Genomic DNA, 15316 nt, shown 5'->3' on the forward strand with positions numbered 1-15316 from the left:
ACTACTTTCCCAATATGTCCATTGTTCGATACGTTTCTTTCATAATTCCATAGGATCTCTTCAACCGTTCATTAAATGATGGTTCTTCCCACTTCTTCCAGCTATATATATATGCATCTGACTCGTGAATCCGATTCTTATTTGTTTGAGGTAATGTTTGAGTGACCTTCCCTAGTTCTGTTGTTACTAATGCGAGTCGAATTCCACTTGTTTCATCACTGCCAGATAAACCACTTTCCCAGACATCACCCATTACTTCCTTTAAACTAGGGTCTTTCACATTCAAGAGCTGCCATGGAATCCTTCCTTCGATCCCTTTTCTATCATCACTAATGCTAACATCTGTTAATGAGTCGAATTCTTTACTATTTGGATTGGCGTTCCCAAACTTTAGTTTTCCTGTCTCGTAACTCGCAAATGGAATTACCTCTTTGGTAGTTGGAATTGTTAATTCCTTATTAAGAGCAAGCCTGATGGGATGAAATACACCATTATTCTTTTGATTGGCATACGGTTCCTCAGCAATCATCTTCAGAAGATGGGCGTACTGATAATAAAAGGCATCATAGTAACTATCGACCATGATACTTGAAGTCTCATGTCCTGTAAGACTTACTAAAAAATCAACTCCAAAGTCTGTTTTGATTGATATATGATCGTTTAATGGAATTTGGGTTTGGCCCTGTTGCTTAATAGAGTCAAGCAGAAGGAAGGTTCCTTGTCTGCGAAAATCAACTGGTCGATTATATTTTAACAGGAAATATAAATATCCATTGTCAGAGGTCAACCGAACTTCATTTAAAGTGTCCTTTTTATCTTTGCTAGGATAACTCTTCTTGACTCCCGATAATTCCCAATCCTTAGCATTTCCATCCACCATAATTTCTTTTTCTTTTTTCCCAGGTTCAAATTCTAATAAGCCAAAGTGCTGTTCATTTGTTTGCACGTTATTCCAAAATGGCCTCCGGTCGGGATTGTCAAAATCCATGGTATTCCATGTTCGCTTAAACCATTCATCCTGCCAAGAGAAGACAAGCCCCCCCATATAGCCTTCTGATACAATCGATTCATATAAATGTTTATTTATATTTCCTTGTTCTTCTTCTGAATGAAATCCTTGGTTCATTCCATATGCATTTTTATGTGTTAACCCTCTTGAAGACGGAACACCAAATTCTGCAACAAGCACTGGCATTTGATGGACAGCACGCAGCTCATTTAAATAGCCAGCATAATTGTTTTTCTTCCCCGTTTCATCTACATAATTAAGGTATGACTTTTCATAGTTAAGAAAATCAGGATAATATGGATAGATATGATAGGAGGCAAATATTCCTGCAGAAAACTGTTTTGTTGCCTTAATATGATTTGGATTCACAGAAACCATATCTTCATTCTCCAGTGGTTCAGTGGGATGCTTCAACAAATCTGTTGTAACCCAGTTCGTAAAACTCATTGAATGCTGCCACTGGTAGTGTTTCACCTCATAATCAGCAGCATAATCCATTAAACCAGCGAGCCAAATTTCAAACGGATTAGCCCCTTCTGTTTTAAAGTATTTCCCTGTAAATTGACTAATTTTTGAATGCTTATCATTTGTGTTGGTGACCATGGCTGGATCCCATTCCGTGCCAACAATGATTCCCAGAATGTACTTCGAAATATCGTACTTATATTCACCTGACGCATGGCCTGGCCGGTCTGGAATGTTTGCTTTTCCATGGATTATATCTATCATATTTTTTATTTCCAGCTTCGCGTCGTCTAGATTTACTTTGGCAAAGGCATCTTGTGTGTGAATCAGATTCTCTTCATTAATCCATGTCCCATGGAATAAGAATAATGGCTTTTTTGCGATTTTGTTATATTCATGAAAGGCTTCATAAAATTGTGGTGGGTGGAGTGTGTAAATTCTTATCGCATTTGCGTTCATTTCACCAATTTCTTTAAACCATCGAAGGTATTCATCTTTGGTAATCGCCGTCTCCCCAGGAAAATAACCAGGTTTTCCTATCCCCATGTTTACACCCTTTATCAAAAGGTCTTCCCATTTCCCATCCTTCTGAATCTGAAGATAAGATTTCCCAGTTTTGCTGTTTGATTTAATACCATTCAGTTCGACAATGTCTACTTTTTCCTGTTGAGTTACCTGGTGTAATCCATACTTTAAAATATCCTTCATCATTGGTACATAAGTCCCCCAATAGAAAGAACCATTCGAACCAACATTCTTCTTCCAAGCATCCAAACCTTTGGTTTGATAAATTCCTGGAACATCAGTTTCATCTGCAAAATCCCCTGAAAAGTAATAGGAGGAATACCTAGCATTTTGATGATAAATCACGGCTGGGAAAGAAGTTGGAATCCCATATCCCTTCAATGTTTCTTTTGCTTCCTTAGTGATTGGCAGCTTATAGTCAGCCAATATTTCCTTATCATCTCTGGCATCAATAATATCGAACCAATAACTGTACTCTCCTTCTAACCTTTGTGTAAAATGTTTTTTTCCGTTTCTAGTCAATTCAAACAGAATACCATTGTTTTTAACGTCTTTTTCTCCAATTATAACGATATAATTGTTTTTACTGACAAATACAAATCCTTTTCCAGTAAATGACCACTTTTTATTTTGCTTCTCATAATTCTCTCTTACCCATCCTGGTACCTCTGTACTATTAAGGTTGGAAAAATAGCGACCGATCCAGCCTGACCATTCTACATTAAGCAAATTCGAGATCTTAGCCTTCGACGATTCTGATGTAGGACTTGCAAACGTATTAAATTCTGCTATTAATGTTTTCCCTTTCGATTGAATAAGTTCTTTTTTTATTTGATTAACTTCATCTGTTTCAAGTCCACCATAAATTTTTGTAGAGTGCCTTCCTGATGGATTTTGTCCGTAAAACTCCTCTTTATATACTCCATATTGATCCGTTAAATAAATCACATCGTATGGTTTTAAATCCTTGGGTAATGAAGTGATCGAATATTTCTTTCCTTCCTTTGGTTCAAATCCTTTATAATCCTCCGTAAATGAATAAGGTTTTTTTCCATCCTTATAATATTTTGCATTATTTAATATCCAAACCAAACCTTTATGTTCCCGATACGAAGGATTCGGTACCGTTTTATCAACAATCAACACATTTAATTGTTTCACAGGTTGAATTTGCCATAGCCAAAAGGGGCAGGTGATAATAATTAAAAAAAGAACGGTATACATGATTAAATTAATTGGTTTTTTCATTCGGAAACACCTTTTCTTTTCATTTCTCCCCAACTTCGATCACCGATTATCATCTGCCAAATTCCCTCACATCTCCAAAACACAGTCAACGGCCTATACCAAATGGTTTCTGTTAAGGAATATAAAAATAACTTCATGATATCTGATACTTTTGGATACTTTGTTAGACTCCATTCCTCCAATAGAACCGATGTCATTGAAAAAATAGAACCATATATACAGGAGAGAAGAAATAACAAAATGGCAAATTCTATATAGATCCCCCCAAGTAATAAACAAAGGATCATAAACAGGTATCCTAAACACTCAATGACTGGCCCGAAAAATTCGACAATCCAAAAGTAAGGGAAGGAAATCAAACCAATTGAACCGTATTTAGGGTTAAATGTGATTTTCCTATGTGTCCATAAGCTTTCCAGTAGTCCCCTATGCCATCGTCTCCTCTGCCTGCGAAGGAAGGTCACATCCTCAGGGACCTCCGTCCAACATACAGGATCTGGAACATAGACAATCTTTTTCTTTATTTTTTTTTCCCTTAAGAGTCGATGGATTCTAACAACTAATTCCATATCTTCCCCGACGGTATCTGTTTTATAACCTCCCGCTGCAATCACCCATTGCTTTGAAAAAACTCCAAATGCTCCTGAGATAATTAATAGAAGATTGTGCCGGCTCAAGCCAATTCTTCCCATTAAAAAGGCACGTAAATATTCGATGATTTGCATAACAACTAAAGGTTTATTCGATAAACCGATTTTTTGGATATGACCATTTTTGATTTGGCATCCGTTCGCAATTCGAACACTTCCACCCGAGGCAATCACTTCTTCATTTGAATCAATTATTGGTTTCATCACCTTTAAAAATGCATCCTGTTCAAGAACAGAATCGCCATCTAACGAACAAAAATAAGGGTAATGGGAAAAGTTAAGACCCACATTAAGGGCATCCGCCTTTCCCCCATTCTCCTTATCAATAAGAAACAAATTCGATAAAATAGCTGATTGATAAATCCTGCCTATTGGTTTTGTATCCACTTGCCTTCTTACTACTTTTTTTATTTCCTTCATATCATAGTGCTCGATTACTTTTGCAAGTGTTTGGTCGGTTGATCCATCGTTCACTACAATCACTTCATATGTTGGATAATCTACACTTAATAAAGAACGCACACTTTGAATAATACCTGCTTCTTCATTGTAAGCAGGAACAATAATTGAAACAGGTTTGGTATAAAATTCATCCGCATAATCCTCATATGCCTGAACTCTGTCAAGTTGATATTCCTTCCGCAACTGAAAAAAAGAGATCATCAAGATAACAGAGTAAAATGAAATGACAATAACCATATATACAGCGATAAACCAAGCAAAAAGCGTTACAACATTTCCCCACTCTAAAATTGCCATTTTCTATACCCCTTTATGAAGCCATTCCCATGCCATATCCTTAGCAAATACATCCTTCGAAGTTTCTAACACTTCCTGTAAGATCTGGTGACCATTTGGAAATTGGCAGATGGCCTCTCCGGCCTGGGACCGAACCCACCACATTTGATCATGCAAAAGCTCGATTAATCTTGATATCCCTCTTACTTCTTTTAATGAACCAATAAGTTTGGCTGCAATCATTCTTTCTTCCCATTTACTAGAATAGAGTAGTTCTAAGTAGGGGTCTGTATTTTTCACATTGCCCACATTCGATAATGCCTTTAAGGCTCGGAGCCTGATTTCACCTTTATAGACTGAAAAGATATTCTCAAGGAAAGGAAGATAATTTACTTCCTTTTTTATTGAAATTACCTCTAAGATGGCTTTTTGTAACGGCTGACTGCTCTTATGAAAATGAAGAATAAACTTTTCAAATTGCTTCTGCTCGAGGTGGACTAATATCGTACGGTATTCAAATTCAGAGAAATTCTGGTAACGGGTTATTAACAGGTCAAATAAAAATACATGTTGAAATAATGCAAGGATTCTTAATGAATGAATAAGTTCTGCGTGGGAGATCTTTTTTTTCTTTGTTAGCATGTAGATTTCATCGTTCAGGAGAGTTAATTTGAAATCTTCAATATGATAGAGAGTGTTCATACGTTTACTCCACCTTTTACTATTCAGTTGCTTGCGATACCTCTCTAATAGATACATTGATGCAAGTTCTGTTAATCGTGACTTTTCCTCCTCACCTTCTAAAATTTTGCTGTACCTGCTTAAAAGTTCCTCGATGGCTTTCTGTTCAAGAACTGATTTCGGACTCAGCCCCCTAGAGTATCCGCCTTCCATAAGCATTGTAAAAAGTTTCGTGTGATTATTTTCTATATATTGTTCAATTGCCTTCCGTTTTTTAATTTCTAGTGCTTTTCTTATCGTTAAGTATATTAATAAAACCAATAACAACCCTAGAATGTTTATCGTTAGCATTGTCAAGAAAAATAACTCATTCTTCATCATGCAATTTCATCCTCTTGATTAACCTTTCAATCCTAGTTTGAAGTTCTTTAATACTAAAAGGTTTCGTGATATAATCATCCGCTCCTAGCATTAATGCCCTTTCAATGTCCGTTTCCCTTTTTCTCCCAGTCAACATAAGGACATAGATATTTCTTCCACCTTCTATTTTTTTTACTTTCTGCAAGATTTCGATACCATCCATAACAGGCATAATACCGTCAAGTATTAAAAAATGTATGCCCTTTTCTTCTAAACGTTTTGATTCAAAGAATTGTTGTCCATCTTCAAATGTTTCAATGTCTAATTCAAAATGATAAAAAGCCATTCCCTTAAGTATCCTTATTAACATGGTTCGAATAATCGCATCGTCATCAATGACCGAAACGAACAAGGTTTCTTTTGTATCTATATTTTTTAAATCCATAACTACCTACTTCCTGACTGACGAGCCTTCAAGTATGTATGAAAACAGACCTTTCCTGTTTTTGATTCATACAATTACTATTCCCTTATTTTCAACAGATTTTAAGTATTTAAAGTTTATAATTAATAATTCCATGTGTCACGCGAAAAACACAGAAAAAGTCGAAAAACAATAAAATTTGTCGAATTTCCTTGAAATCTAAACACAAAAAAGGACCCAAAAAATGGATCCTAAGTTTATTATTTATAATAGGTTTTTAACTTTATTTGTACAACTGTCCATTGCAGTCATAATTGATCCCCGAAATTGCTTTTCCTCTAAGGTAACAACTGCTTCTATTGTTGCCCCTCCTGGTGTACACACATTATCTTTGAGTTCACCAGGATGTTTTCCGGTTTCAAGGACCATTTTTGCAGCCCCAAGAACAGCTTGAGCAGCTAATCGATATGCTTGATTCCTTGGTATTCCTTGCCTTACTCCACCATCTGCCATAGCTTCAATAAGCATATACACATATGCCGGGGAGGAACCGCTGATAGCTGGAACGGCATCCATAAGTTTCTCTACTAGCCTTTCGGTCTTTCCAAAGGTCTGGAACAAGTGCTCTACCTCAATAATTTCATTTTCAGTAAGGTAATCATTCGCACAGATTACACTCATGCCCTCCCCAACTAAAGATGGAGTATTAGGCATTGTTCTAATCGTCTTTATCTGAAAACCAAATGACTTCTCAATATCCATTAAGGTAATTCCAGCAGCAATCGTTACAATGATTACATTTTGTTTTATATCGTTTTTGATTTCCTCGATGATAGTTGCATATAGACCTGGTTTCACCGCAATAATAAGGATGTCAGCAAACCTTGCAACATCTCTATTATTTAATGTTGTGCATATATCAAACTTTTGTTTAATTACTTTTGTTGTATCTTCTGTGTTAGCACTAACAAAAATATTCTCTTTTGGAATCGTTAAAGATTTAACCATTCCTTCGATCATGGCCTGCGCCATTTTTCCTGCCCCAATAAAACCTATTTTCTTTTCCACTTTAATCTCCTCACCTATTTATACATCTCATTCTCCAATACAATGATGTTTTCTGCAAAAGTTGTTTTCCCTATTTCTTTTGTATTTTCCACCAACCTGTATATATTATCACAACATTGTTTAGCACCTATAACTAATAAGGGTACTCCAATAAAATCAATTTTTAACCCCCTTGAGAACATTCCGCCCATAGTCATGGCAAAAGGAACAGTTGGTGAAGTATTGGAGAAGACAATTTTTTCATCAAATTTAAATTTTTCTTGCAGCAATAAACTCATCTCTTTTAATGCAGGGACCACATATTTGTTTCTTTTTCGTCCAATCGTATAAACAGAGTTTCCATCTTCATCCATTCCATGAAAAATGATCTTTCCAAAATCTTCTTTTGTTAATTTATTGAAATATTTCACATTTAAAATCTCTTCTTTTGTCAGTTTTCGTTCAGATTGTGGTAATTGTTTTAAATGGTAGGCCGCTGCTAAGGAAGTTGTATGAGTTCCGCCATAGTCATTATAGATATAAATCATGGAATCATCCTTTATTTTTGCTATGTATATTATGGTCTATTTTAATGTTTCCAATTCAAGGTAATTTTCGCACTAAAAAAAGAAGTTTATCTCCATTGGATAAACTTCTCGAATACTTATTTATTTAAATCCTTTGGTGAAAAAGCTCCCGGGAGTAGATCTTTTACAAGGATTTTTTGAACCTCACCTTTTAAATTTGTTAGCACAACTTCCATTTCTGCATCACAAAGTTCAGAAATAACCTGACGGCAAGCTCCACAAGGAGAAACCGGACCTTCAGTATCCGCCACGACAACGAGTGAAGCAAATTGTGTAATCCCTTCAGAATAGGCCTTAAACAAAGCAGTTCGCTCTGCACAGTTTGTCATACTATAAGCAGCATTTTCAATATTACAGCCATGAAATACTTGGCCATCCTTTGATAATAAAGCGGCACCCACTTTGAAATTAGAGTAGGGTACATAAGCATGCTCTCTTGCTTTATTTGCTTCTGCAATTAAGTCTTTCTTTTCCATCATGTTCACACTCCGCCAAGGAATTTTATTGCTGAACTAATTTAGTAATCCACTCAAGAAGCACACCGCCAAAGTACACCCCGAAAACACCGACAACTGCTGAGAATACTGGGGGAGCAGGTATTGGAAGCTTTAAAAATTTAAACAACATACCAACTATTAAACCGGCAATTAAAGCCATTATTACGTCTCTCATCGAATTAACCTCACAATTGATTATTTAGTAATTGCTTAAGGATAGCTCACCTTTACTAATTGATACGCCAGAACTTGCACCAATTCTAGTCGCGCCTGCTTCAACCATTGCGAGTGCATCTTCACGGCTGCGAACCCCACCTGAAGCTTTCACACCAATTTCTGGACCCACGGTTTGACGCATCAAGCGAATATCCTCGACAGTGGCTCCGCCTGTTGAAAAACCTGTAGATGTTTTTACATAGTCTGCCCCAGCTTTTACAGAAATTTCGCATGCTCTAATTTTTTCTTCTTTTGTTAACAGGCAAGTTTCGATGATAACCTTCACCAATGCTCTCCCTTTAGCAGCCTCGACAACAGCAAGGATATCTCTTTCCACCAAGTCATCTTGCTTATCTTTTAAAGCACCAATATTAATTACCATATCGATTTCATCTGCTCCATTTTCAATCGCATTTTTTGTTTCAAATGCTTTAGTTTCAGGAGTAGTTGCTCCAAGAGGAAAACCAATGACGGTACATACTTTCACTTCAGGAGTGTCAACAAGCATATCAGCTGCTGTTCGAACCCAAGTGGGGTTCACACACACCGACGCAAATAAATATTCCTTTGCTTCTTCCACTAGCTTTACAATTTCTTCTTTTGTTGCATCAGCCTTTAATAATGTATGGTCAATCATTCCTACTATATTCTGTGTCATATTCTTCGTCTCCCTTATCATGAAATTATATATATATGTTTAAGTCAATTATCACAATGTAACTATATCAAACGATATGAACATTTGTAAATACATTTATGAACAAATGTAAAAAACTTTTTTTTCCTTCTGTTTATATTTAGTTTTTATCTAGCAAGAATTGTGCTGTAAACTGGTCCGTAACAAGCACGTTTGCATACCCGCCTTTTAATGCCCCAAATATTCCCTCAATTTTATTGGGTCCTCCTGCTACAAGAATGGAATAATCCTTTTTCTTTAGATCATCTAAATTCACTCCAAGTGTTCTTTCATTTAGACTCTCGTTACAAACTTCCCCGTTTTCATCAAAGAAACGGGAGCAAATATCACCCACAGCTTTTCCATATAGGGACTCTAAGTCACTCTCTGTAAAATAGCCTAATTGAAATAATAAGGAATCTGTTTTAATTGTTCCGATGGTAAATAGAGCAATATTCGCCTGACAACCTAGGTCAAGGATTTTTCGGATATGACGATCAGCCTCCATTGCCTGTTTTACAACGACATGGTCCACTATCGCTGGAAGAGGAAGATTGTGTGGTGTAGTATGAAATGCCTTTCCAAAAAGATATAAAATCTCTGATGCATACGTATTTGTTTCAGCGTGGCTGACACCACCCTTTAGTTGGACAACTTTTACCCCTTTAACAAATTTCTGTTTTAATTCAATGGCAATATGGTAGAGGGTGGTTCCCCATGTTACACCAATTATGTCATCATCCTTTACAATTTGATCTAGATAAATGGCGGCTTTTTCACCTAGATAATTTTTTATAATATGGTCTTCATATTGTGGAATTGAAGTGACAACCGCCTTCTTCAGATTGAATTTTTTTTCAAGTTGTCCTGCAAGATTCTCAACATCTTCCGTCGGATCCATTATATTAATCTGGACAATTCCCTCACTTTTTGCCTGTTGGAGTAAACGCGACACAGTGGGACGGGAAACACCTAGTTTCTTGGCAATTTCGTTTTGATTATAATCCAACAGATAATAGAGCTTGGCTGCTTCAATAACTTTAGTTAACTTTTCACGATCCACTATTATCACCTTATCGTTTATTATTTTACTTTTATTGTAACAAAAAAATGAAACAATATCACTTTTATTTAACATTTGTAAAATACAATATGAATATTATTTCAATTATTCACACGAGGCTAAGCGAGGAACATGAATTTTCGGCGTCTTTAATGGGGAACAATTATGATGAGAGGTGACGATATTGTGCAGAAATTAGGTGAACTTATTTACGAAAAGCGAAAATGGGTTCTGGTAAGTTGGAGTCTCATTATTTTACTATTAGGTTTGTTTGCATTAAAACTGCCAAGCGTTCTTAGTGGAAATGGTTTTGAATATAACGGAGAATATAATAAAACACGCAACCTTCTCGAGCAAGATTTTGGATATGCAAAATCCTCCATTATTCTTGTTTTTGAAAAAGACAAAGCCATTAGTGATGAAGATTTCAGACAATTCATTTTAAACAATTTTGAAAATTTAGCAGGCTTTGATGCTGCAGAGCAAATTATTTCCCCTTTGGAACGAGAAGGAATGATGAAAACACAATATGCCTATGGTCTTCTTACTTTTAACAAAAAAGCTGAAAACCTTGGGGCAGAAATCAGCCAATTAAAGACTCTACTAGTAAATAAAAAGGGCCAAAAGGTCACAATGACTGGCGAACCTATTATTGTCCAAGACCTTAATACTGCAAGCCAAGAAGATTTAACAAAAGCGGAAATGATCGGTCTGCCAATTGCGTTAGTGGTTCTTATTCTTGCTTTTGGAGGTCTTATTGCGGCATCACTCCCGATTGTTATTGGCGTAGTTTCTATATTATGTACAATGGGAACTGTTTACTTTTTTAGCTATCGTGCTGATTTAACAATCTTTATTTTAAATATTGTTCCGATGATCGGGTTAGCGTTAAGTATTGATTTTGCCTTGTTATTTATTAATCGATATAAAGAAGAAGTGAAAACAAAGTCTATAAAGGATGCTCTTGAGATAACAGTTTCTACTGCCGGTCGTTCGATTATTTTTTCTGGAATTTGTGTTTTTATTGGTCTATCTGCATTGTGGTTTATCAAAATCGATATTTTTCAGAATGTTGCGCTTGGTGGAATGACTGTTGTGTTCATTTCTGCGGTATGTGCCTTAACCTTTCTTCCTGCGCTGCTAGGTGTTTTGGGAACTAAAATTAATAAATTTAGTATTTTACCCGCTGTGGACAAGCAAACGAAAAGTTTTTGGCACCAGTTTGCTAAATTTGTCATGAAACGACCTATTCTTATGTCAGTAGCAGCCCTTGCAATTCTTTTAGCAGGATTGATTCCTGTTAAACAAATGGTTTTAGCGATCCCTGGTACAGAATCCCTGCCGCCAAATTACCCTTCAAGAACTGCCTTAGAGATCTATAAAGACCATTTTGTTGCTAAAGAAAAGCGAGATGAGAAAAAAGTCATCGTGATCCTGGAATCAAGTGGTAACATTCTTGATTTGAATAACCTAAAAAAAGTGAATAACGTGATTAAAAACATTGAAAACGATGAACTGGTGAATACCGTTCATTCACCCTTTTCAGCAACTGGAATAAAGGATGTAAACCAGCTTTATCAAATACTCACCTCCGGGAAAACAACAATGGCATCTCCAATTATCGAATACTTTATAAGAGATAATAAAATGCTCTTAGAGGTATATTTAAAAACTGATGAACATTCTGCTAAAGCAAGACAATGGGTAAGTGACTGGTCAAATAAGGATCTAGGTTTAAACGCTTCCTTCGGCGGATCGATAAAATTCGAGCAAGAAATTTTTTCTGAAATCTACCAAAAAGCACCAGACGGACTTTTATTGATTGTTCTTTCGACTTTTGTCATTTTAATGGCAGCATTCCGCTCCATTCTTATACCATTGAAAGCAATTGTAATGAATATCTTAAGCCTGAGCTGCACCTTTGGGATCCTAGTCTGGATTTTCCAGCAAGGGCATTTTGGTGTCACACCTGTAGATATTGCATTAATTTTACCTGTATTTGTTTTTACTCTTGTTTTTGGACTATCGATGGATTACGAAGTGTTCCTTATCTCAAGAATTCAAGAATTTTACTTAAAAACTGGAGATAATAGTGAAGCGACTATATCTGGTTTGACTTATACTAGTAAAATTATCACTTCAGCTGCTGCCATTATGATTGTCGTCACGGGTGCATTTGCCTTTACCGGCGTTATGCCTGTTAAGCAGCTAGGTGTAGGAATTGCTATAGCAATATTTATTGATGCAACCATAGTGAGGATGGTGCTAGTTCCAGCTCTCATGAAACTACTTGGCGATTGGAACTGGTGGTTTTTTGGCATCAAATATAAAAAACGGCATATGACTAACAAAAAGCCAGCCTGATTTAAAATACAGGCTGACTTTTTTGTATTTCACACTCTAACTAGCAGCTCTTAACATTATTCCTCTTAGATGTTCTATTTCCATTGTAATTGAAAATGATTTTCAATTAAGTGAGCCTGATCACATTTTATATTATGGTCCCTTTATCATAATTCTAGTTAGATAACGAATACTAAGAAAACCTTTAATGCAAGATTATGAAGGAGGTATTCTAATTGAACAAAAAAACGCTTATTTTCCTTATCATTCTCTCACTTTTTGAGTTCTCTCATCCTGCCTTATCGTTTAAGGCTGCAACTGTACATCCACTGCCAGGTGTAGTTGATTTACGTATCCTGGAAACTACTGATTTGCACGCATCTTTAGTCAACTATGACTATTACCAAACAAGAGTAGACAACCGAATTGGCCTCGTCAAAACAGCGACACTGATCAAGAAGGCAAGGAAGGAAGTACAAAATTCTTTATTATTTGACGATGGAGATCATCTGAAGGGAAATCCTCTTGGAGAATATTTAGCGAGAATTCGAGGAATACGTAAGGGAAAACTTCATCCGGTTTATCGTGCCTTTAATTATTTACATTATGATGCCGTTGCCATTGGTAATCATGAATTTAATTACGGGTTAGAATTCTTAAATGCCGCCGTGAAAGGCGCAAAGATGCCCGTCCTTAATGCCAATGTTTTCTCTGTTAAAAAGAAAAAGCCATACTTTACTCCGTATGTTATTTTGAAAAGAAAAGTGGTTGATCAGAATGGGAGAAAACATCATCTAAAAATTGGGGTAATAGCATTTATGCCGACACAAATCATGAAATGGGATAAGGCAAATCTTGAAGGTAAAGTTATGGCTAAACCCATGGTAGATACTGCAAAAGAATTTATCCCAATCATGAAATCAAAAGGAGCAGATATTATTGTCGCCCTTGCCCATACAGGAATCAGTTACGGAACATATAGCGCTGAGTCGGAAAATGCTGTTTATTATTTATCAAAAATCCCTGGCATCGATGTCATTTTGGCAGGGCATTCTCATAATGTCTTTCCAAGTTCTGTGTATAAAAACTCTCCTGATACTAACATCGAAACGGGACAAATTAATGGTAAACCTGTTGTAATGGCAGGGGCCTTTGGAAATCATCTTGGAATTATTGATCTCAGATTAAAAAAAACAAATGGCCAATGGGGCATATTAAAAGGGACTTCCTTCACAAGACCCATTGTTAATGATGCTGGGACATCCCTCGTTAAGAGAGATAAACGTCTTTATCAGTTAGTTAACCCAGAGCATCAGGAAACTGTTGATTTTATTAATAAATTAGGGCTTTAATAATTAAAACTTTCTTTACATTCAAAGTTTAGTTAATTAAAATAAAGTTAAAAATATAAATGGTGATTTTATTTGGGGGAGTCTGTCACACAGGCTCCTTTTTGTCATTTTTTAAATGGAACCATTTAAAAACTTGGGAGAAGAGGTTATTACATGTCAACTCAAGCATTAATCGCACTTGGTGTATTTTTAATTACCTATGCCTTTATCGTCACTGAAAAGATTCATCGAACGATCATTGCCATGTGCGGCGGAATTATGATGGTATTACTAGGAATTGTCGGGCAGGAAAAGGCGCTTCACCATATCGACTTCAATACACTCGGATTATTGACCGGTATGATGATCATTGTTGCGATCACTTCTGAGACTGGATTGTTCAAATACATAGCGATTTGGTCAGCAAAAAAAGTGAAAGGTGATCCATTAAAAATATTGTTGGTGCTCGGAATTATTACAGCCTTGGGGTCAGCCTTTTTAGATAATGTAACAACGGTACTATTAATGGTTCCAGTTACTTTCAGTATCACGAGACAATTACGGGTTAATCCGATTCCCTTTTTAATAACCGAAGTAATTGCCTCGAATATAGGCGGTACCTCTACACTGATTGGCGACCCTCCGAATATCATGCTCGGCAGCGCCGTAAAAGAACTTACCTTTATGGCCTTTATTAATAATCTAACAGCGATATCATTCTTTATTCTATTTGTTAATATTGCGATCCTAGCATTTATTTATCGGAAACAGCTCCGAACAACAGATGACTTAAAGGCCAATTTAATGGACCTAGATGAAAAGGAAGAAATAACAGATACCAAGTTACTAGTTAAATCGTTAACTGCTCTCTCGCTAACGATTTTTGGGTTTTTCCTGCATCAGCTTTTTCATATTGAATCTGCTACCGTCGCGTTAGCTGGTGCTTTCCTCCTGCTTCTATTAACTGGAGAAAAGTATTTAGATAAAGCATTTTTAAAAGTAGAATGGACAACTATATTCTTCTTTATCGGCCTTTTTGTATTGGTATCAGGGTTGATAGAGACAGGGGTAATTTCGTTATTAGCAGATTACTCTGTACACCTAACTGGAGGGGATGTTACATCCACATCAATATTAATTCTCTGGGTTAGCGCGATTGCCTCAGCTTTTATTGATAACATTCCGTTTGTTGCCACCATGATTCCAATGATCAAAGATATGGGGGAACTTGGCGTTACTAATTTAGAACCTCTTTGGTGGAGTTTATCTTTAGGGGCATGTCTAGGTGGAAATGGTACATTAATTGGCGCAAGTGCCAATGTGATTGTGGCGGGTCTTGCTGCGAAGGAAGGCTATCCGATTACATTTGGAAAGTTCATGTTGATTGCTTTTCCATTAATGATTTTATCCATTATTATTTGTACGGTTTACATATATTTAAGATATCTCATTTAGG

General features: G+C 36.3%; 13 protein-coding genes. 3 read left to right on the forward strand and 10 right to left on the reverse strand.

Annotated elements, in window-relative coordinates:
* Position 1: 1 nt before the first annotated feature.
* From M3610_RS03855 to M3610_RS03900, 10 genes are all read right to left on the reverse strand, one after another.
* Positions 2 to 3247: a hypothetical protein gene (locus M3610_RS03855; RefSeq protein ID WP_251456639.1), complete on the reverse strand. Its 3246-nt coding sequence runs from the start codon at positions 3245 to 3247 to the stop codon at positions 2 to 4.
* Positions 3244 to 4656: a glycosyltransferase family 2 protein gene (locus M3610_RS03860; protein ID WP_251456641.1), complete on the reverse strand. Its 1413-nt coding sequence runs from the start codon at positions 4654 to 4656 to the stop codon at positions 3244 to 3246. Before M3610_RS03860 ends, M3610_RS03855 begins: the two co-directional genes overlap by 4 nt.
* A gap of 3 nt (positions 4657 to 4659) precedes the next feature.
* On the reverse strand, positions 4660 to 5697 hold the full coding sequence (locus M3610_RS03865; RefSeq protein ID WP_251456643.1) for a HEAT repeat domain-containing protein: 1038 nt from the start codon (positions 5695 to 5697) through the stop codon (positions 4660 to 4662).
* Positions 5684 to 6121: a response regulator gene (locus M3610_RS03870; RefSeq protein ID WP_251456645.1), complete on the reverse strand. Its 438-nt coding sequence runs from the start codon at positions 6119 to 6121 to the stop codon at positions 5684 to 5686. The genes M3610_RS03865 and M3610_RS03870 overlap by 14 nt, the downstream gene beginning before the upstream one ends.
* Before the next feature lie 243 nt (positions 6122 to 6364).
* Complete coding sequence (gene proC, locus M3610_RS03875) at positions 6365 to 7168, reverse strand: pyrroline-5-carboxylate reductase (protein ID WP_251456647.1); 804 nt, start codon at positions 7166 to 7168, stop codon at positions 6365 to 6367.
* Positions 7169 to 7182: 14 nt separating this feature from the next.
* Positions 7183 to 7695, reverse strand: a complete 513-nt coding sequence (locus M3610_RS03880; protein ID WP_251456649.1) for a DUF3189 family protein — start codon at positions 7693 to 7695, stop codon at positions 7183 to 7185.
* Between the two features lie 116 nt (positions 7696 to 7811).
* On the reverse strand, positions 7812 to 8210 hold the full coding sequence (locus tag M3610_RS03885; RefSeq protein WP_251456761.1) for a cytidine deaminase: 399 nt from the start codon (positions 8208 to 8210) through the stop codon (positions 7812 to 7814).
* 25 nt (positions 8211 to 8235) lie between these two features.
* Positions 8236 to 8406: a XapX domain-containing protein gene (locus M3610_RS03890; protein WP_098572109.1), complete on the reverse strand. Its 171-nt coding sequence runs from the start codon at positions 8404 to 8406 to the stop codon at positions 8236 to 8238.
* 24 nt (positions 8407 to 8430) lie between these two features.
* Entirely contained in the window at positions 8431 to 9105 is a 675-nt protein-coding gene (deoC, locus tag M3610_RS03895) for a deoxyribose-phosphate aldolase (RefSeq protein ID WP_251456651.1), read from the reverse strand.
* 139 nt (positions 9106 to 9244) lie between these two features.
* Positions 9245 to 10186 (reverse strand): DNA-binding transcriptional repressor DeoR, encoded by a 942-nt coding sequence (locus M3610_RS03900; RefSeq protein ID WP_251456653.1) that lies wholly within the window; start codon positions 10184 to 10186, stop codon positions 9245 to 9247.
* A 165-nt stretch (positions 10187 to 10351) separates the two neighbouring features.
* On the opposite strand from M3610_RS03900, the gene M3610_RS03905 reads away from it, so the two are divergent.
* The 3 genes from M3610_RS03905 to M3610_RS03915 all read left to right on the forward strand — a co-directional run bounded on the left by M3610_RS03905 (position 10352) and on the right by M3610_RS03915 (position 15315).
* Positions 10352 to 12550 carry an MMPL family transporter gene (locus M3610_RS03905; protein ID WP_311315796.1) on the forward strand — a complete coding sequence of 733 codons (2199 nt, stop codon included), beginning with the start codon at positions 10352 to 10354 and terminating at the stop codon, positions 12548 to 12550.
* Between the two features lie 215 nt (positions 12551 to 12765).
* Positions 12766 to 13881, forward strand: a complete 1116-nt coding sequence (locus M3610_RS03910) for a metallophosphoesterase (protein WP_251456655.1) — start codon at positions 12766 to 12768, stop codon at positions 13879 to 13881.
* 153 nt (positions 13882 to 14034) lie between these two features.
* Positions 14035 to 15315, forward strand: a complete 1281-nt coding sequence (locus M3610_RS03915; RefSeq protein ID WP_251456657.1) for an ArsB/NhaD family transporter — start codon at positions 14035 to 14037, stop codon at positions 15313 to 15315.
* The last annotated feature ends 1 nt before the right edge of the window (position 15316 follow it).

This window comes from Neobacillus sp. MER 74 (assembly GCF_023714155.1).

Coding starts and splice junctions, on each gene's coding strand:
- M3610_RS03855 (WP_251456639.1), bottom strand. CDS start 3,247: ATGAAAAAACCAATTAATTTAATCATGTATACCGTTCTTTTTTTAATT.
- M3610_RS03860 (WP_251456641.1), bottom strand. CDS start 4,656: ATGGCAATTTTAGAGTGGGGAAATGTTGTAACGCTTTTTGCTTGGTTT.
- M3610_RS03865 (WP_251456643.1), bottom strand. CDS start 5,697: ATGATGAAGAATGAGTTATTTTTCTTGACAATGCTAACGATAAACATT.
- M3610_RS03870 (WP_251456645.1), bottom strand. CDS start 6,121: ATGGATTTAAAAAATATAGATACAAAAGAAACCTTGTTCGTTTCGGTC.
- M3610_RS03880 (WP_251456649.1), bottom strand. CDS start 7,695: ATGATTTATATCTATAATGACTATGGCGGAACTCATACAACTTCCTTA.
- M3610_RS03885 (WP_251456761.1), bottom strand. CDS start 8,210: ATGGAAAAGAAAGACTTAATTGCAGAAGCAAATAAAGCAAGAGAGCAT.
- M3610_RS03890 (WP_098572109.1), bottom strand. CDS start 8,406: ATGAGAGACGTAATAATGGCTTTAATTGCCGGTTTAATAGTTGGTATG.
- deoC (WP_251456651.1), bottom strand. CDS start 9,105: ATGACACAGAATATAGTAGGAATGATTGACCATACATTATTAAAGGCT.
- M3610_RS03905 (WP_311315796.1), top strand. CDS start 10,352: ATGATGAGAGGTGACGATATTGTGCAGAAATTAGGTGAACTTATTTAC.
- M3610_RS03915 (WP_251456657.1), top strand. CDS start 14,035: ATGTCAACTCAAGCATTAATCGCACTTGGTGTATTTTTAATTACCTAT.